The organism is Paenibacillus sp. FJAT-26967 (genome assembly GCF_001541095.1).
Taxonomy (GTDB): Bacteria; Bacillota; Bacilli; order Paenibacillales; family NBRC-103111; genus Paenibacillus_F.
Map to the genome: position 1 here is coordinate 26,959 of NZ_LMXH01000003.1, position 17,889 is coordinate 44,847.

Here is a 17,889-nt window from a genome sequence, read left to right on the forward strand (position 1 = left end):
ACCAAAGGAGAGCATAATCAAATGCTAAGCAATCGCTATGTACGGACGATTATCCTATCACGTGTGCTTCTGCAGATGGGGATATGGATAAGGAACTTTGCTGTGCTTTTATATGTAACGGATTTAACGGATAATGATCCGATTTATGTCTCGCTGATTTCCGTTGTAGAATTTGCGCCCATTTTCATCTTTGCCATCATTGGAGGAACGTTCGCCGACCGCTGGCGGCCAAAGCGGACGATGCTATGGAGCGATCTGCTCTCTGCGCTCTCTGTCGTGTTTGTTTTGGCGGCACTATTGAATGGAGCCTGGTATGCGCTCCTGCTGGGGACGTTTGTATCGGCCAGCTTGTCTCAATTCTCTCAGCCATCGGCGATGAAGCTGTATAAGAATCATGTGCCGGCCGAGGACCTGCAGAGTGTGATGGCAATGTCTCAATCGCTGACAGCTGTTTTTATGGTGCTGGGACCGATTATCGGCACTTTTGTCTTTCTTCAGTATGGCATTGAGGTTTCTCTTGTTGTAACGACCCTCATGTTCTTAGGCTCATCCGTTATTCTGTCTCTGCTCCCCCGTGATACGAAGGAAACGTCCACCATGGCAGGTGCCGGATTTATGAAGGAAATGCTGGCCGGTCTCCGGTATGTAGGGACTAATCACGCGTTAAGAACGCTGAGCGCTGCATTCGCAGCTTCCGGGTTGGCAGCAGGAATGGTCCAGCCGTTATTGCTTTTTGTTACGATCGAGAACTTAGGTCAGGACAAACAATTCCTGCAATGGCTGCTGATGGCTAATGGCGCTGCTATGCTGCTAGGCGGAATTGTAATTATGGGAGTGGCCAAGAAGGTGCAACCCCAGGTTCTGCTTGCTTCCGGCTTGGTAGTAAGCGCATTCTGCACGATTGGAGCCGGTGCATCTACGGTAACTCTGCTGACTATGATGATCCAAATCATTAGCGGCTTCTTTTATCCTTGTATCCAAGTCGGTATCCAGACGCTCATCATCAGAAATACGGAAAGTACGTATATCGGCCGGGTCGGGGGAGCGATTACTCCTGTTTTTATGGGAATGATGGTAATAGGCATGTCCGTTGCCGGTTATTTAAAAGATGTGTTATCCCTGTTCTCGGTCTATTCCGCAAGTGCTGCACTTCTTCTGCTTGGCGCCCTTCTATTAACGCCCCTCCTTCAGAAGCAAGCCAAACCTCAGGATGTGGCCCGGTAGCATTTTGGAAAACATACAAATGAATTCATACAGGGGAAAGGTCCGGTTTGCTACGATCAGACTACCCGCAATAGCGAAGCGCAGCCATCCCTGGCTGCGTTTTTTATCCGGGAAGCCGAACATACAGCCGTCCCTTTGGTAAACCCGCCGCTTTCTTTGACAGTTACCGGGATTTCGTATTAACTAGAAGTAATAGGCGAGTGAACAGCTCGCGGTTATTAGTTAGAGAAGATGGTAGAAGCCACCCGTCAGGAGAAATCTCTACCCATTAAACTTCTATAGATTGGAGCAGCTGAGCATGTATCGCAGTTTAGAAGAGTGCGTCATCGATTTGGAGAAAAACGGTCATTTGGTACGTATTCACGAAGAAGTGGATCCCTATCTGGAAATGGCCGCTATTCATATGAGAGTTCACGAAGCAGGGGGGCCCGCTTTATTGTTTGAGAGGGTAAAAGGATCTCGGTTTCGGGCGGTATCCAATCTGTTCGGTACAGTAGAGCGCAGCAAGTTTATTTTCCGGCATACTTGGGAAGCCGTTCAGAACGTAATGGCAGTGCGCAACGACCCGATGCAGGCTTTGAAGCATCCTCTAAAAAATGTCGGAGCGGGGCTTGCGGCGGTGAAGGCTCTGCCGCTTAAGAATAACGGCGGTCAGCCGGTTGCCGCACAGGAGATTAAGATATCGGACCTTCCGCTTATCCAGCACTGGCCGGAGGACGGGGGAGCATTCGTCACCCTGCCTCAAGTGTACTCGGAGGACCCGGAGAAGGCCGGAATTATGAATTCCAATCTGGGAATGTACCGTATCCAGCTCAGCGGCAACGATTACGAGATGGACAAAGAGGTCGGGCTGCACTATCAGATCCACCGGGGGATCGGAGTTCATCAAGAGAAGGCGAGCAGATCAGGCCAGCCGCTGAAGGTCAGCTGTTTCATAGGCGGCCCCCCGGCCCACACGCTGTCGGCGGTTATGCCCCTTCCGGAAGGCCTCAGTGAGCTGACCTTTGCGGGCCTGCTGTCGGGCCGCCGTTTTCGCTACAGCTATATCGATGGCTTTTGTATTAGTAACGAAGCGGACTTCGTTATAACCGGAGAAATCCATCCAGGGGAGACCAAGCCGGAGGGTCCCTTTGGCGACCATCTGGGCTACTACAGCCTGATCCATCCTTTCCCTGTCATGAAAGTACACAAGGTGTATGCCAAGCCTGATGCCATATGGCCGTTTACCGTAGTCGGCCGGCCGCCGCAGGAAGATACTGCATTCGGAGAGCTTATTCATGAGTTAACCGGGGATGCGATCAAACAGGAAATTCCGGGTGTAAAAGAGGTCCATGCCGTTGATGCCGCGGGTGTACATCCGCTGCTGTTTGCGATCGGCAGTGAGCGCTACACGCCTTATCAGCAGGTTAAGCAGCCCACCGAGATGCTTACGATCGCTAACCGGATCTTAGGGACCGGTCAGCTGAGCCTGGCTAAGTATTTGTTCATCACCGCCGAAGAGAACCAACCGCTCGATACTCATCGCGAAGCGGATTTCTTAGCCTATATTTTGGAGCGGATTGACCTGCGGTGCGACATTCATTTCTACACCAATACCACCATTGATACATTGGATTACTCGGGTACCGGCCTCAATACCGGGAGCAAGGTTGTGTTTGCGGCGTATGGAGATAAACGAAGAGAGCTGTGCCTGGAGGTGCCTGAAGCTTTGAAAGAGCTGCGGGTCTTTGAACAGCCGCGGTTGATCATGCCTGGCATCGTGGCGATGCAAGGACCCGCATTTACGAGCTATCCGGATGCGGCCAAGGAGATTCAGGAGTGGAGTGAGGCAATTCAGTCTCGAGGTCCGATGCCGTCATGTCCTATAATCATCCTGTGTGATGACAGCAGCTTTATGAGTGAGACCATTTCTAACTTCCTATGGGCAACCTTTACGCGCAGCAATCCTTCTCACGACATCCATGGCGTGAACGGCTCATATGAGTATAAGCACTGGGGCTGCGATCAAGTCATCATTGATGCCCGTATTAAGCCTCATCATGCCCCTCCGTTAATTTCCGATCCGATCGTTGAGAAGAACATCGGACGATTGTTCGTCCAAGGGGCAAGTCTGGGCGGGCTTAAGCTTTGATGCAAGAACTGTCGTTGATACGGCAGCAAAGATAAGCGCAGGGGAACACCGAGACGGCAGAAATGCCGTCTTTTGTATTATCTGGAATAGTTGAATGCCATAGAGTACGGTAGCACTGCCTTAGAAAAAGAGGCAGTCACTATTTTTAAATAACCAACGTTGAATATTATATTATTAGATTATACTTGTTGAATTTTATTCAAACTTGTATAATCAATATTGAGTATACTTGCGAAAATGATATTTAGCAGGCAGGTTCCAGAGGAAGCGTGGCAAGATTGGACTATAGTTGGACTATATAATGTAAGAAATAAAGGAGTGGCGGAAATGACGCGATTAATGGTATTGGGTTTGTTGAAGAAACAGCCCATGTCCGGTTATGAAATCCAGCGATACCTGCAGCTGGAACAGGTGAATCAATGGGCAGAGATATTGCCGGGTTCTATCTATCATGCTCTCAAAAAGCTGGAGAGCGAGAAGCACATTGAAGTGGATACTATCGAGCATACAGGTAACCGGGCCAAAGCAACTTACATCATTACAGACCAGGGAGAGCAGGAATACGCACGCCTTATTGCGGAGTCTTTATCCAGACCTTCACTCGTTTTCCCTACGGATATATATACGGCGCTTCTCTTTCATGGGGATCTGGCCAGAGAACAAGTGCTTATCGCCGTGGAGGAACAGATCGACCTCATTCGCAAGAAATACGATGAAACCCGGACCGGTCAAGCGGAACAAAATGACCTGCCTGCTGAGGCGGGCCTCGTTTACGAACACATGAGCAGTTTATATAAGGCCCATTTGAAATTTTTGAATGGCATCAGGCTTTTTATTCAAAAGAACAAAGCATAGAGACAGGAGACTCCTTATTTTTAATATGTAGAAACTCCGTTATGTGGAAGAGCCTATACAAATAAAATGAGTGTTAAAAGAGCCGGAAATATACAGATAATAACAGTCAAAATTGATGTAAATAAAAAAGCTTGTATTCTTCTGAATTTCTGTTAGAATAATCTTTGTCGCCAAAAACGACAGTCAAAATAAGGCCCGTTGGTCAAGGGGTTAAGACACCTCCCTTTCACGGAGGTAACAGGGGTTCGAATCCCCTACGGGTCATAAGTAACTTTTATGGAGGCTTAGCTCAGCTGGGAGAGCATCTGCCTTACAAGCAGAGGGTCGGCGGTTCGATCCCGTCAGCCTCCACCATAATTAGTTTACTGACGCGGGGTGGAGCAGCCCGGTAGCTCGTCGGGCTCATAACCCGAAGGCCGCAGGTTCAAATCCTGCCCCCGCAATTATTTACCTGGAGCTGTGGTGTAGAGGCCTAACATGCCTGCCTGTCACGCAGGAGACCGCGGGTTCGAATCCCGTCAGCTCCGCCATTTTTCTTCATTGGATGGATAAGAATGGCCGGAAGTGACTATAATAAGGCTCGGTAGCTCAGTCGGTAGAGCAGAGGACTGAAAATCCTCGTGTCGGCGGTTCGATTCCGTCCCGAGCCACCATTTTTACCAACACAACTTTATATGCCGTTGTAGCTCAACTGGTAGAGCAACTGACTTGTAATCAGTAGGTTGGGGGTTCAAGTCCTCTCGACGGCACCAGTTTCATGGAGGCTTAGCGAAGTGGCCAAACGCAGCAGACTGTAAATCTGTTCTCTGACGAGTTCGGTGGTTCGAATCCATCAGCCTCCACCAGTTTTTCTAAGAGCCATTAGCTCAGTTGGTAGAGCACCTGACTTTTAATCAGGGTGTCGAAGGTTCGAGTCCTTCATGGCTCACTTTTATAGTGTCATACGCGGTCGTGGTGGAACGGCAGACACGCTATCTTGAGGGGGTAGTGCCCAATGGGCGTGAGGGTTCAAATCCCTCCGACCGCACCATACCTCATGCGGACATGGCGGAATTGGCAGACGCGCTAGATTCAGGTTCTAGTGGTGTAACAGCCGTGGAGGTTCGAGTCCTCTTGTCCGCATCGCAGTTTGAAACAAGAAAGACCCGGTCAGCATTTGCTGCTCGGGTCTTTCTTGTTTTTTCTAGATTAATGGAGAACCGCGGCTTCACGGCCTTACCATCTTACATTGAACAAGCCCATAACAGCCATATATGGCGATTTATGATCCTTGTCGCATTAGCAATGCGCATTAAGCAAGTAAACTAACCAAGCGATTAATCTGGCAGAATCACCCACACCGGGCTTTCCTTTTTTTTGTAATTCATGTATTGGCGCCGCCCTTCAACAATGTTATAATGAGCCTCATAGTTGAGTTTATTTTAGATTAGCTGAGACGAGACAGGTTGAGAAGAGCCGGAGCCGAGATGAGATGTTTATTTGTGTTTCCCTCCTCTATTTACCCCTGTTCTCCTCTGTAGACAAACGGAGGTTAGAAGATGAACAGTATTTTATCCCACCTGACTTACAATCCCGAACAAGAGATTTACACGACACAAGGGCAAGTGAAAGTTCTCCGTACTGTTGAAACATTGGATTACGAACATGCAGTAGACGGTATTCTGGAGCAAATTGATCATACCAAAGGAGCCCTTTATTCCAGTTCTTATGAATATCCGGGCAGATATTCCCGCTGGGATATCGGATTTGTGAATCCGCCTGTACAGATGCGCTCTTCAGGTAATCGTTTTTCTATGGAGGCGCTTGATCAACGCGGTGAAGTATTAATTCCATTGATGTTAAATGCGCTGTTACATTTAGATTTCATAGATGTGGAACTGATTTCGGGCCGCATCGAAGGTGTTATTCTGCGTACCGATAAAGTGTTTACGGAAGAAGAGAGGACGTCACAGCCTTCTATTTTTCAAGTGCTGAGGGAGCTCAAAAATCTCTTCCATTCGGATGAAGATTCCTTTCTGGGGCTGTATGGCGCCTTCGGGTATGACCTGGTGTTCCAGATAGATCCGATCCAGTTTAAGCAGGAGCGCAAGGCGGACACGTCGGAGCTTATTTTGTTTATTCCCGATGAATTGATTGTGGTCGACCACCAGATGTCCTGCGCGTATAAGATGTCCTATGATTTTGAAATGAACGGGAAGTCTACTGTCAATATTCCCCGGTCTAAGACAGTGATCCGCGAAGCCTCCGCCGCCGATAAGCCGGTTCTGGACTATGAGTACATTCCGGGGGATTATGCCGGACTGGTCCGCAAAGCCATTGAACAGTTTAGAGCAGGCAATATGTTCGAAGTGGTGCCTTCCCAGTCTTTATACGAGGTATGCCATGATTCCGCCTCCCGGATCTTCCAGCGGCTGAAGAAGCTGAATCCGAGCCCTTATGGATTTATCGTTAATCTGGGGGAGGAGATTCTCGTCGGTTCTTCACCGGAGATGTATGTCCGAGTTGAGGATGGCCGTTTGGAGACGTGCCCGATCTCAGGTACGATCCAACGTGGCAAGAATGCTATTGAAGATGCGGAGAACATCCGCACGCTGCTTAACTCGGCCAAGGATGAAGCGGAACTTACGATGTGTACGGATGTCGACCGTAATGATAAGTCCCGCATTTGCCGCCCGGGTTCTGTCAAGGTGATCGGCAGAAGACAGCTGGAGATGTATTCTCATCTCATCCACACCGTTGATCATGTAGAAGGCTATCTGGAACCGCAGTTCGATGCGCTGGATGGATTCATGACGCATATGTGGGCGGTAACGGTTACCGGAGCTCCCAAACGCGCTGCGATTCAATGGATCGAGAATAACGAGAAGTCTGCACGCGGCTGGTACGGTGGAGCTGTCGGGATGTACGGCTTCAACGGAAACGTGAATACCGGACTTACTCTGCGGACGATCTCCATCAAGAACGGGATCGCCGAGATCAGAGCGGGCGCGACTCTGCATGTGGATTCCGATCCCGATCTGGAAGAGAAAGAGACGCTGACGAAGGCGGCTGCTCTTCTGAAGGCGATCCGGGGCTGGAATGAGCAGACGGATGCGGTTGAGGAAGTGCCGCTTGCCGGCAAGGGCAAGCGTATCCTCTTCGTCGATCACGAAGACTCGTTCGTTCATACGCTGGGCAATTATTTCAAGCAGACAGGCGCGGAGATCGTGACTTACCGCTCCTCTGCCGCGAGAGAGCAGCTCCGCAGCGGGCAATACGATCTGGTTGTGCTGTCTCCGGGACCTGGACGGCCTGAGGAGTTCCAGCTTAACGAAACGATTGACTTGTGCGTGCAGCGACAGATTCCGATCTTCGGTGTCTGTCTGGGGCTTCAAGGAATCGTGGAATATTTCGGAGGGGCCTTGAGCACGTTGTCCTACCCTATGCATGGCAAAAGCTCCAAGATCCGTCTCGTAGAGGAGTGCCAGCTATGGAAGGGATTGCCGGATGAAGTGACGGTCAGCCGGTATCATTCCCTCTACGCGAGTGAAGTGCCGGATGGCCTGAAGGTTACAGCCTTATCCGAGGATGATGTCGTGATGGCTGTGCGTCACGAATCTCTGCCAATTACGGCTGTGCAATTCCACCCGGAATCCATTCTCTCCGCGAGTCAGGATGTGGGGATATCCATCATCCGGAACGTTGTCGCTTCTTTATAGAGCTTACTCATTCCGAAGATGAGTGAGTGAATTCAACAGGGAAGGCTGCCCCACTGGGAAAGATCTGCGGAACTTACCAGTGGGGCGGCTTTTTTTGCATGGAGAAAAAGGAGATCTGGCTGGCGCGCCATTAAAGTGTCTTCTATTGTAACGAATGCTGCAACCTATTATGCTAAGAATAGACATGGGCGGCATGCCCGGCTTGTGCAGTGTAAACAGGAGCGGGTAAGAACTGCGAGCGCATTGGGGAAAAAGACATGTGCAGGTCTGCGATCATAAAGACAGGAGTGTTACGTTTGAGAAAAGCGCCATCCATCATCATGGATTTCAACCACGAGAGGCTGATATTTGAAAGTCCGCTCCAGGTATGGCAAACCTGTAAGATAGAAGAAGTCAGGGGGATATTCGAAGACGTGCAGGCGGCTATCGATCGGCAGCTCTATATAGTAGGCTACGTCGCTTATGAGTGTGCCCCTGCTTTTCAGGAGCATCAATCCGTCTGCGAACCGGATGCTGATTTTCCGCTGGTATGGTTCGCCAGCTACTTGGAGCCGGTGGAGGGGGGAATTCTCGCAGAAGCTGCCGCTGATCGGATCGCTGCTGACTGCTGCATAACGGACTGGCTGGCTGATAAAGACCGGGAGAATTACGAGCAGGATATACGGACGATTCATGAGGCTATCGCTCGGGGGGAGACGTATCAGGTCAATTATACGACTCGTCTGAGAGCCGGATTCACGGGGGATGATCTTGCTTACTACGAGCAGTTAAGGGATGCTCAGCATGGAGCTTATTCAGCTTATTTGAATCTGGGGCGTTACCGGATATTATCTGTCTCACCCGAGCTGTTCTTTGAATGGGACGGGGACACGATCCGCACAAAGCCGATGAAGGGAACCGCCCCCAAGACGGAGAGCGGGGAAGCTTTGCATGGATCGCTCAAGAATCGTGCAGAGAACTTAATGATCGTGGATTTGCTGCGTAACGATATGAGTCGGATCGCCCGGACGGGAACTGTCCGGGTCCCGGAGCTGTTTGAAATCGAGGAATACCCTACCCTGTATCAAATGACCTCAACGGTAGAAGCTAGGACGAAACCGGGCACAACTTTGTTCGACGTGTTCCAAGCGATGTTCCCGTGCGGCTCTATTACAGGTGCTCCTAAAATATCGACGATGAATATAATCCGCTCTCTGGAGCGGGAGCCGCGGCATATCTACTGCGGAACAATAGGGCTTATCCAGCCCGGCAGAGAGATGACCTTTAATGTCGCCATCCGCACGGTACTGGTTGATTCGGACAAAGAGCAGGCCGTATACGGCGCGGGGGGCGGCATTACCTGGGACTCCAGTGCCGTAGACGAGTATGAGGAGCTGCTGACCAAATCCAAAATACTTACGTATCGTGAACAGACGAACGGTCGGCAGCATCCCTCATCCGCCAATATATAAACGCATACGTTCCTGCAAAAAGACAAGATGAGTTTGTTGGAACCGAATTTGTTACAATGTAGATAAAGCTTGTATGGCGGAACAACCTGTAAAACGCTAGAAGGAAGCGAGGTAGAGGTGCAGAATGACTAAATGGGACAAGCGGCAGTGCGATGTCAGTCCGGGCACCGGTCCGGATATCGTTACATTCGGAGAATCTATGGCGCTTCTTATGCCTGAGACCGGTAAAGGAATCGAATATTCACCGCAATTGAACACGACCTTTGGCGGAGCGGAGAGTAATATCGCTATTGGTCTGGCGAGGCTGGGGCATCATGTAGGCTGGTTCGGCCAGCTTGGCCATGATCCCTTCGGCAGAATGGTGCTCAAGAAAATTAGAGGCGAAGGCGTTGATGTTTCCCGGGCTAAGCTATTGGAGTCTGCGCCGACCGGGCTAATGCTCCGGGAAGCTGTTGCGGGGAAAACGTCCGTATACTATTACCGGCGCTTTTCCGCAATGAGTAAGATGCGTCCGGAAGATCTGGATGAAGCTTACATAGCACAGGCGCAAATTCTGCATATTACGGGTATAACGCCTGCCTTGAGCGAATCTTGTCTGACCACGGTAAAAGCAGCGGTACGCATTGCGAAGCGGCATGGCGTGAAAGTCTGTTTTGACCCCAATCTGAGGTTAAAGCTCTGGGGGATCGAGAGAGCCCGTGAGGTACTCTTGTCGCTTGCCGGAGATGCCGATTACTTCCTGCCGGGTCTGGATGAGCTGAAACTGCTCTATCAGACCGAAGCTTTCGATGAGATTATAAGCAAACTGGGCCGGCTCTCTGCGGTTACGGTTGTTAAAGGCGGAGACGAAGAAAGCTATCTTGTCGAAAAAGGAAGCGTGACGGCGGTTCCTTTCGTCAAAGCGGAGCGTGTCGTAGACACGGTTGGTGCGGGAGACGGTTTCTGCGCGGGCTTCCTCTCGGCGATCATGCAGGGCTCCGGCCATTTGGAGGCGGTGAAGCTCGGGAGTCTGATCGGTTCTCTCGTTGCTCAGGCTCCAGGCGACTGGGAAGGGCTTCCGACACGTGAGGAAATAGATGCGGTGCTTCAGGGAAGCCGGCATATTGAACGCTGAACGGTGAATCCGGCGGCGGCGAGAAAACCGGCATCAGCTGCACCCGGGGAGCTGTCGAATCATGTACAGGGTCATGCGGCAAAAGAATAACCGGCCGCCGGTCCGAACAAATATCAGCCATTACTTCAACTAATAGTAGGCCAACCGGCGGTGTGTCACAGATCATAGGGAAGAATGTTAGAATGACAGTGCTTTCCTGTAAATAATTGGGTTGATATTTCTTGTAAAAAAAGTTTGAATTCCGACTGGATATCTGTTATGATATTCCTTGTCGACTTCGAGAAACATTGCTTTATACAAAGAAATGCGGAAGTGGCTCAGCGGTAGAGCATCGCCTTGCCAAGGCGAGGGTCGCGGGTTCGATTCCCGTCTTCCGCTCCAATGCGGGTGTAGTTCAATGGTAGAACTTCAGCCTTCCAAGCTGGTAGCGTGGGTTCGATTCCCATCACCCGCTTCATGAATTCAGAATAAAAGCCAAGCCTCTTGTAATTCAAGGGCTTGGCTTTTTTCTGTTGTATGGGCTGGGTACAGGGTTAGGGAAGGGCTGCGCCAAGGGAAGCCGGCGGAATAAAAGCCGGGCTGCACGAAGGATCACGCAAGCCGGATGCGGGAGGAACAGAGCTGTGATACGATAGGAGCATTGAATCCTGCTTGAGAGGTGCACTGCGATGACGATAACCAGCAAGAAACTAAGGCGTAAAATTTGGCTCTTTGTTATTCTGGCCGTTCTTCTTGCCGCTTGTCTTGCGGCTGTAATTTATCTGCGTCCTTACGAACCGGATGAACGGGCCGCCCAAGCTATGCAAAGCGGCGGAGGAATAACTGTGACAGATGCGGAGAAATGGATGATTTTTGAAAAGACAGCGGGCACGGATCAGACTGCGCCAGGGATCGTTTTCTATCCGGGCGGCTTGGTTAAGCCCGAAAGCTATGCGCCCCTGGCGCGGGAGCTTGCCCTGCGCGGCTATCGTACCGTGATTGTGAGAATGCCGCTGAATCTGGCTGTACTGGGTGGAGGCCGAGCGGAAGAGGTGTTGGCCGAGGATTCTGGCAGAGGCTTCGTGATTGGCGGTCACTCGCTCGGAGGTGTGATGGCAGCGCGCTATGCGGCAGCCCATCCACAGCAGCTCCAAGGGGTATTTATGCTCGCGGCTTACGCAGATTCCAAGGGCAGCCTGAAGGATAAAGGATTGCCGGTCCTTTCTTTGACGGGTACGGAAGACAGCGTATTGAATAAGGAAAGCTGGGAAGCGGGCAGAAGCAATCTGCCGGCAGACGCCGTAATCGAGACAATTCCCGGGGGAAACCATGCGCAGTTTGGCAGCTATGGCTTTCAGAAAGGGGATCATCCCGCTGCAATCAGCGTACAGGAGCAGACGGTGAAGACTGCCGACGCTATCGCGAACTGGCTGGCTGAGACAGCAGAGTCGACACGTTAAGTGTGCCAGATGGGGCTCTGCTGCAGCAGGGCTCCTGCTGCATATACAAAACTTGAATATGATAAGAGATGGGAAGAGAAGGGATAATCCAAATGGACAGACGGAAGAAAATCAGCCCGGAGCTTATACGTCTATTTCGTTTCGGGATCGTGGGCGTCAGCAATACACTGGTAGACTGGGCTGTGTTCTGGCTGCTGCTGTCCGGATTGGGGATGCACTATGTCGCTGCACAGACGTTCGCCTATTTATGCGGCACGCTGAACAGTTTTTTGTGGAACCGCAAATGGACGTTTGCCAGCAAAGAATCTTTTAGAGCGGCGGAGGCGGCCAAATTTTTTCTGGTTAACGGAATATGTCTTGCGTCATCATATGCCCTGCTATTCGTGTGCAGGGATGTGTTCGGCTGGAATATGCCGGTCAGCAAACTGGTCGTTACGGTCCTGCTGCTGATGGTGAATTATGCGGCAAGCCGGCTGTGGGTGTTCAGGTCCCCGGATTCGGCAAGCAAGAAGAGCTCGGAGGGCTGACATCCTGCGAATTAATTAGAGTAACAAGAGGGGTGTTTTCGGAAAAAAGGGGATATAAAAAATATAAAAATTTCCTTCTAAATTTAACAGACGGATGGAAATTTTTGCAGTATAATGAAACGTATTATTGAATCTAATACGATATAATTCGTATACAACTATGTGAGGAAGCCGGAAGACAGCCCCGGCTCAAAGGAGAACAAATGAACGTGCAGCTCAGGACACGCTCCTGGAACCGCTTTACCCCGACCCGAAAACATCTGTGGTTTGCAACGCTGGAGGGAGCACCGGCTACGATCATCACAACGCTCCTGAATGGCCCGTTCTTGACGGGCTATTTGTTGTACCTGGGCGCGACTTCCTCTGAAGTCGGCTTAGTTCTCGCCATGACAACAATAGTCAACGTTGGGCAAATTTTAATGGCGTACTTGATGCAGAAGTGGAGCAACCGGAAGCTGCTTATCCTAATTTTCGGAAGTATGCACCGGATATTATGGGCGTGTACGGGGTTGATTCCCTTTGTACTGGAGCGGGACTTATGGATTCCGGCCTATGTGGTCTTATACACACTGGCGTTTCTGTCCAACTCTTTTGCCGGAGTGGTCTGGTCTACTTTGATGGCCGATATGGTACCCGCATCTGTCAGAGCCCGGCATTTCGGGATAAGGAATATGCTGCTTAATGCACTGGGAAGCTTATGTTTATTTATGGGCGGCCAAATTCTTGATCACTACGGGAATGAAACCGGATTCCCGATTCTTTATAGTATCGTCGGGGTTGCGGTCGTATGCAATGTGCTCGGGTATACCTTGTATCCGAACCCGTCTTTTCAGCAATCCGAGGATACGAAGCTGATGCCGATGCTGACACGCCCTTTTAAGGACCGGACCTATATCCGGGCGACCGCTTTCCTTGCACTCTGGCTTTTTATGCAGGGAATCTCGGTTCCCCTGTTCTCTTACGTGATGCTTAAACCGCTGCAGGTCAGCTATCAGACCATCTCGATCCTGACGGTGCTGCAGACGGCTGTTATGATGATGAGCTTCTATGTATGGGGCAATCTGAATGCCAGGTGGAGCAACCGGCAGCTGCTGTTCTGGACGCTGCCTATTCTTTCTTTGTCCTGCATGCTCTGGGGGCTGCTGGCCTGGCTGCCCGTACTGCCGGTGTTAATCATAGTGCATATGTGTCTTGGAGCCGGGACGGGCGGATTTAACCAGCTGGCGTTTAACTTTATTATCGGGGATACGCCAAGGGGAGAACGTCCGATGTTTATCGCGATGTATTCGACTCTAACAGGGTTTGCGGCTTTCCTGGGGCCGCTCCTCGGAGGCCGAATGTACGGATGGGCGGAGCGTATGCCTCTCTGGGTTCAGCAGTACGGAATTTCATCGGGGATGGGACTCATTATGCTGCTGCTCGCGGTATCTCTGGGACGCAGAGTCCTGCTGGATAAGGCTCCGAAGACGCCGACAGGTCCGGATGCGATGTGACTTGGTAAGCGCCAGAACATAGAGCGATTCTATCATATGGAGACTTCCGTCTCAGAAGAATGCACTGATCCGGTCGGAAGCTGGCCTTGGAGTGCCTGACTGGCGCAGAGGTAGCTTGCGGGACTATTCAATCCGTCCTGTTAATTTTAAAAAGTGTCCGGGGCAGTGTGTTCCTAGTTCCTGCTGATTCCTCAAATATGCAATCATCCATTGTAAGCGGCGGCAGAAATCTCTACAATAAGAGAATGATAACCAAAGGGAGATTTGAATGGATGCTTGGATAGAAAGAGTGGAACGGGAGCTGCTGCCCGGTATCGATTTCGTAAGCGAGGATCCGCATGAACCGGTTGTGGTGCGGAGGCTGCCGGGCGAGTGGAAACTGGTGGGGACGGGCAATTATGCGGCAGTCACGGCTCATCCGGATTTGCCGGATCTGGTTGTGAAGGTGTACGCACCCGGCAGGGAAGGCTGGAAGCAGGAGGTAGAGGTATACCGGAGGTTAGGTGAACACCCGGCTTATTCCCGCTGCTACTATGCGAGCGAACCTTATCTGATTCTCAAACGATTGAATGGCGTCACCTTGTATGAATGTTTCCGCAAAGGAGTACGCATCCCGCAGCAGGTGATCCATGACATTGAGGAAGCCCGCGACTATGCGCGCAGAGTGGGCCTGAAGCCGCAGGATCTGCACGGGAAGAATGTCATGCTTGAGAGCGGACGCGGCAAAATCGTGGATGTATCGGATTTCCTGGATGAGAATCCCGACCAGATGTGGGAGGATATGAAGAAGGCCTATTACAAGCTGTATTTGCCTTTTATCTACCGCAATCCGTTTCCTTTACCTAATTCTATCTTAAACGGAATCCGCAAAAGCTACCGCTGGCTCCGCCGTCGTCCTTCTTAACGTGAGCAGGGAGAGACGGTTGTCGGATTCTCATAACGAAAGAACCGCCCCTATCGGAATAAGGGCGGTTCTTTTTGGTTCTCCGGTTCGGCGCGTACCGGAAACTACATGACATCTCTGCGCCGGAAGACGGTCCAGGTAAGCAGGTTGAAGACCAGGAAGTATGACGCAAGCACCGTAATGGAGAAGGTCAGGGTCATGCCTTCAACCAAAGGCTGATTGTGGATGTAGCGGGTTAAATCCATGTTCGAGAAGAGCAGGTACTTGCTCCACTCGTACCGGCTCATCAACATGCTGATCGTATTGCCGAGGAACATGATACACAGTGAAATTCCGATAGCCAGTGAGTTGCTGCGGAACAGGGTTGAGATCATAAAGGCCAGGGTCACGATCATAATCAGTTCCACGCATTTATAGCCATAGGAAGTGAGCATTTCGATTATTATATTCTTCTCGACGATGGCCCCCGCACTATTCAGATCCAGAAGCGTAGGGCTCATTCCCGCAGTGCCGTACAATGCGAAGTTAATAGCCAGAGCGGATGCGAATAGAATCAACAGCATGACAATCGTAAATTGGAAAGCGGCGATATACTTCGAAAGAACGATTTTGGAGCGGGATACGGGACGGATCAGCAGCAGTTTGATCGTGCCGCTGGAAAACTCCCCTGACATTGCATCCGCTGCTACCACAACCGTAAAGACGGTGATAACCGCGACCAGGGAAGACATGAAGGAAACGGACTCCCATACAGCCGAACGTTCCGGTGAAATATCCTTAGCCAAATATTCTTTAGCTAACTGGATTTGGGAATCAAAGCGGGCAGCCTCCTCCGGCATGTGCGTCTTGTTCTCTTCCAGCATTTGAATACGTTCTGTCTGGGATTGGCGCCAGTCTACCTGATTTGCCTGCGGGGAGTCATGATACATCAGGTAAGAAGCTGCGCCGACGAGGCTGACCAGCAGGGCAATCATAACCCAAGTCGTGAGCCGCCGGTAAATTTTCATATTTTCATTACGGATGAGATTAAGCAATTTGATCACTTCCTGTTATCTTCAAGAATTTGTCTTCCAGGGATTGCGTCAGCGGCTTCATTGTATACAGACGAAGCCCCGCTTGCACGAGCAGCGTACCGATATCCGCTGCGCGTTCCCGTCCGGCGCTGATTTCAATCCCGTCCGGACGCAGGACTACCGGCAGAGCGGGATCTACTTCCTGCACAATCGCCTGGGCAACCGCCGGATCGTTCACTTCGAAGAAGTAGGATGTCAGGGCCTCTGCGGCATCTTCTCCGCGAAGGTTCTGGATGTCGATGAGCTTGCCCTGCTGGATGATGGCGACCCGGTCGCACATCAGTTCCATCTCGGACAGCAGATGGCTCGAGACGACGATGGCGATCCCTTCTTCGCGGGCCAGACGGCGCAAGTAATCGCGGAGCTCGCGGATGCCCGCCGGATCGAGGCCGTTCGTCGGCTCATCCAGGATGAGCAGAGAAGGGCGGTGCAGCAGCGCCTGGGCTACTCCAAGGCGCTGGCGCATACCGAGCGAGTAAGTCTTCACCTTCTCGTTGATGCGGTTCTTAAGACCGACCAGCTCTACAACCTCGGAGATTCGGGCCTGCGGGATGCCGCCCGGGAACATGCGGGCGTAGTGGAGCAGGTTTCTTTTGCCGGACAGGAATTTATACATTTCGGGATTTTCTACAATGGCTCCCACATGCCGGATAGCTTCTTCGAAACGGCCCTTGATCGTCTGGCCGTGGATCAGGATGTCGCCTTTGTTCATCTTCATCAAGCCGACAATCATACGGATTAGCGTCGTTTTGCCCGCACCGTTGGGCCCGAGGAATCCGAATACTTCTCCCGGATATACCTCGAAGGATAGGTCTTGGATAATTTTCTTGCTGCCGATCGTTTTGCTGACGTTGCGTATTTCAAGTACAGCTTGTTCTTTCATTCTTTTCCAACCTCCATAATTCCAAGTCTGACTCTCTGGTTCAGTGCTCTCGGGTTCTCATTATATAGACTTGAACCGGATTGTTACACCGACTGAGGTCTAGGTTTCATACCCGACCTTAGTAGACATGGACCGGACTGGGGGCCGGTATTTTCCGGCAGGGAATTGGATTGGACGGCAGTGCGCACCTGTGTAAAAATGAAGAGAGATTCGAAAGGGGGATACACAGATGATCATCTATGAGAAGGGTGCCGTCACCGTGTTTCAAAGCTCGCTGTATCAGACAACCTCAACTGTTATCGTGACGGATGATCTGGTGCTGCTGGCCGATCCCTGTCTGCTTCCGGTGGAAGTCGAGGAGATCAAGCGTTACATAAGCGCCGTTCGCGGGCAAAGGCCGCTCTATCTGCTCTTTACTCATGGGGATTATGATCATATTATCGGAGGGGGAGCCTTCCCTGACAGTTTGACAATCGGCAGCCGGGATTTGGTGCAGCGGAAGGATCGGCATGAGCAGGTGAAGCAGGCGCGTGAATTCGACCGCATGTATTATATAGAGAGAAATTACCCGGTGGAGTATCCTGTAATTAACATTACGGTAGACAAGGACGGGCAGGCGCTTCGTGTCGGCGATACGACGGTGATCTTCTATCTGGTCCCGGGGCATACGCCTGACGGGGTGTTCGCGGTGGTGGAGGAAGAAGGCGTATTAATCGCGGGCGACTATTTATCGGGTTTCGAGCTCCCTTTTATAGAAGATAGTTACGCGGCATACAGAAATACAATCCGGCTGGCGCAGCGGCTTGCTGATTCGGGTAGAATCCGGCTGCTTATACCCGGCCACGGAACACCGGCAGAGAATCCGGCCGAAATCAACCGCAGGATACAACTGGCCGATACGTATTTAAACGGGCTTGAGGCAGCCGTGCGGACCGGCGATCAGCAGATGCTGCAGGAGCTGGAAGGGCGATTCGCATTCGAGTCGGATTTTACCGCTGATTGTCATGCGAACAACATAGATAAGATAAGAGAAGAATTAGAGGCGGCCGGAATGGATGGTAGAAAAGAGTCCGGTTCGGGGACCGAACAGTAAAGGA

13 protein-coding genes and 12 tRNA genes are annotated in these 17,889 nt (G+C 51.2%); 23 read left to right on the top strand and 2 right to left on the bottom strand.

Annotation, left to right across the window (positions count from 1 at the left end):
- Positions 1-21 precede the first annotated feature (21 nt).
- The 22 genes from AR333_RS14720 (at position 22) to AR333_RS14825 (ending at position 14,836) form a co-directional block, all read left to right on the top strand.
- On the top strand, positions 22-1,224 hold the full coding sequence (locus AR333_RS14720) for an MFS transporter (protein ID WP_068776146.1): 1,203 nt from the start codon (positions 22-24) through the stop codon (positions 1,222-1,224).
- A gap of 298 nt (positions 1,225-1,522) precedes the next feature.
- Positions 1,523-3,355, top strand: a complete 1,833-nt coding sequence (locus AR333_RS14725; protein WP_068776442.1) for a UbiD family decarboxylase — start codon at positions 1,523-1,525, stop codon at positions 3,353-3,355.
- 327 nt (positions 3,356-3,682) lie between these two features.
- Entirely contained in the window at positions 3,683-4,210 is a 528-nt protein-coding gene (locus AR333_RS14730; RefSeq protein ID WP_068776147.1) for a PadR family transcriptional regulator, read from the top strand.
- A gap of 192 nt (positions 4,211-4,402) precedes the next feature.
- Positions 4,403-4,474 (top strand) — tRNA-Glu (locus AR333_RS14735).
- A gap of 14 nt (positions 4,475-4,488) precedes the next feature.
- A tRNA-Val gene (locus tag AR333_RS14740) sits at positions 4,489-4,564 on the top strand.
- A 15-nt stretch (positions 4,565-4,579) separates the two neighbouring features.
- Positions 4,580-4,653 (top strand) — tRNA-Met (locus AR333_RS14745).
- Positions 4,654-4,663: 10 nt separating this feature from the next.
- A tRNA-Asp gene (locus tag AR333_RS14750) sits at positions 4,664-4,740 on the top strand.
- 47 nt (positions 4,741-4,787) lie between these two features.
- Positions 4,788-4,863 (top strand) — tRNA-Phe (locus AR333_RS14755).
- A gap of 23 nt (positions 4,864-4,886) precedes the next feature.
- A tRNA-Thr gene (locus AR333_RS14760) sits at positions 4,887-4,962 on the top strand.
- Between the two features lie 7 nt (positions 4,963-4,969).
- Positions 4,970-5,055, top strand: a tRNA-Tyr gene (locus AR333_RS14765).
- Between the two features lie 10 nt (positions 5,056-5,065).
- A tRNA-Lys gene (locus tag AR333_RS14770) sits at positions 5,066-5,138 on the top strand.
- A 17-nt stretch (positions 5,139-5,155) separates the two neighbouring features.
- Positions 5,156-5,240: transfer RNA gene (locus tag AR333_RS14775), tRNA-Leu, on the top strand.
- A gap of 8 nt (positions 5,241-5,248) precedes the next feature.
- A tRNA-Leu gene (locus tag AR333_RS14780) sits at positions 5,249-5,332 on the top strand.
- A gap of 416 nt (positions 5,333-5,748) precedes the next feature.
- Positions 5,749-7,908, top strand: coding sequence for an anthranilate synthase component I (locus tag AR333_RS14785; protein WP_068776148.1), 2,160 nt, complete (start codon positions 5,749-5,751; stop codon positions 7,906-7,908).
- A gap of 296 nt (positions 7,909-8,204) precedes the next feature.
- Complete coding sequence (pabB, locus tag AR333_RS14790) at positions 8,205-9,359, top strand: aminodeoxychorismate synthase component I (protein WP_068776149.1); 1,155 nt, start codon at positions 8,205-8,207, stop codon at positions 9,357-9,359.
- 124 nt (positions 9,360-9,483) lie between these two features.
- On the top strand, positions 9,484-10,473 hold the full coding sequence (locus AR333_RS14795; protein ID WP_068776150.1) for a sugar kinase: 990 nt from the start codon (positions 9,484-9,486) through the stop codon (positions 10,471-10,473).
- A 306-nt stretch (positions 10,474-10,779) separates the two neighbouring features.
- Positions 10,780-10,854 (top strand) — tRNA-Gly (locus tag AR333_RS14800).
- A 2-nt stretch (positions 10,855-10,856) separates the two neighbouring features.
- Positions 10,857-10,927, top strand: a tRNA-Gly gene (locus AR333_RS14805).
- Between the two features lie 214 nt (positions 10,928-11,141).
- Entirely contained in the window at positions 11,142-11,912 is a 771-nt protein-coding gene (locus tag AR333_RS14810; RefSeq protein WP_068776151.1) for an alpha/beta hydrolase, read from the top strand.
- Positions 11,913-12,004: 92 nt separating this feature from the next.
- The gene (locus AR333_RS14815) at positions 12,005-12,439 is read left to right on the top strand and encodes a GtrA family protein (RefSeq protein ID WP_068776152.1); all 435 of its coding nucleotides are present in this window, start codon (positions 12,005-12,007) and stop codon (positions 12,437-12,439) included.
- Between the two features lie 209 nt (positions 12,440-12,648).
- Positions 12,649-13,932: an MFS transporter gene (locus AR333_RS14820; protein WP_068776443.1), complete on the top strand. Its 1,284-nt coding sequence runs from the start codon at positions 12,649-12,651 to the stop codon at positions 13,930-13,932.
- Between the two features lie 268 nt (positions 13,933-14,200).
- Entirely contained in the window at positions 14,201-14,836 is a 636-nt protein-coding gene (locus AR333_RS14825; RefSeq protein ID WP_068776153.1) for a serine/threonine protein kinase, read from the top strand.
- A gap of 104 nt (positions 14,837-14,940) precedes the next feature.
- Here AR333_RS14825 and AR333_RS14830 read toward each other — a convergent pair whose 3' ends face one another.
- The gene (locus AR333_RS14830; RefSeq protein WP_068776154.1) at positions 14,941-15,870 is read right to left on the bottom strand and encodes an ABC transporter permease; all 930 of its coding nucleotides are present in this window, start codon (positions 15,868-15,870) and stop codon (positions 14,941-14,943) included.
- Complete coding sequence (locus tag AR333_RS14835) at positions 15,863-16,792, bottom strand: ABC transporter ATP-binding protein (protein ID WP_068776155.1); 930 nt, start codon at positions 16,790-16,792, stop codon at positions 15,863-15,865. The genes AR333_RS14830 and AR333_RS14835 overlap by 8 nt, the downstream gene beginning before the upstream one ends.
- Positions 16,793-17,021: 229 nt before the next feature.
- Between AR333_RS14835 and AR333_RS14840 the strand changes: the two genes are divergently transcribed.
- Positions 17,022-17,885, top strand: coding sequence for an MBL fold metallo-hydrolase (locus AR333_RS14840; RefSeq protein ID WP_068776156.1), 864 nt, complete (start codon positions 17,022-17,024; stop codon positions 17,883-17,885).
- Positions 17,886-17,889: the final 4 nt, after the last annotated feature.

What these genes read in the sequence shown, in the direction of transcription:
- AR333_RS14825 (WP_068776153.1), top strand. Translation starts at nt 14,201, where the DNA reads ATGGATGCTTGGATAGAAAGAGTGGAACGGGAGCTGCTGCCCGGTATC.
- AR333_RS14730 (WP_068776147.1), top strand. Translation starts at nt 3,683, where the DNA reads ATGACGCGATTAATGGTATTGGGTTTGTTGAAGAAACAGCCCATGTCC.
- AR333_RS14725 (WP_068776442.1), top strand. Translation starts at nt 1,523, where the DNA reads ATGTATCGCAGTTTAGAAGAGTGCGTCATCGATTTGGAGAAAAACGGT.
- AR333_RS14840 (WP_068776156.1), top strand. Translation starts at nt 17,022, where the DNA reads ATGATCATCTATGAGAAGGGTGCCGTCACCGTGTTTCAAAGCTCGCTG.
- AR333_RS14720 (WP_068776146.1), top strand. Translation starts at nt 22, where the DNA reads ATGCTAAGCAATCGCTATGTACGGACGATTATCCTATCACGTGTGCTT.
- AR333_RS14810 (WP_068776151.1), top strand. Translation starts at nt 11,142, where the DNA reads ATGACGATAACCAGCAAGAAACTAAGGCGTAAAATTTGGCTCTTTGTT.
- AR333_RS14835 (WP_068776155.1), bottom strand. Translation starts at nt 16,792, where the DNA reads ATGAAAGAACAAGCTGTACTTGAAATACGCAACGTCAGCAAAACGATC.
- AR333_RS14815 (WP_068776152.1), top strand. Translation starts at nt 12,005, where the DNA reads ATGGACAGACGGAAGAAAATCAGCCCGGAGCTTATACGTCTATTTCGT.
- AR333_RS14795 (WP_068776150.1), top strand. Translation starts at nt 9,484, where the DNA reads ATGACTAAATGGGACAAGCGGCAGTGCGATGTCAGTCCGGGCACCGGT.
- AR333_RS14785 (WP_068776148.1), top strand. Translation starts at nt 5,749, where the DNA reads ATGAACAGTATTTTATCCCACCTGACTTACAATCCCGAACAAGAGATT.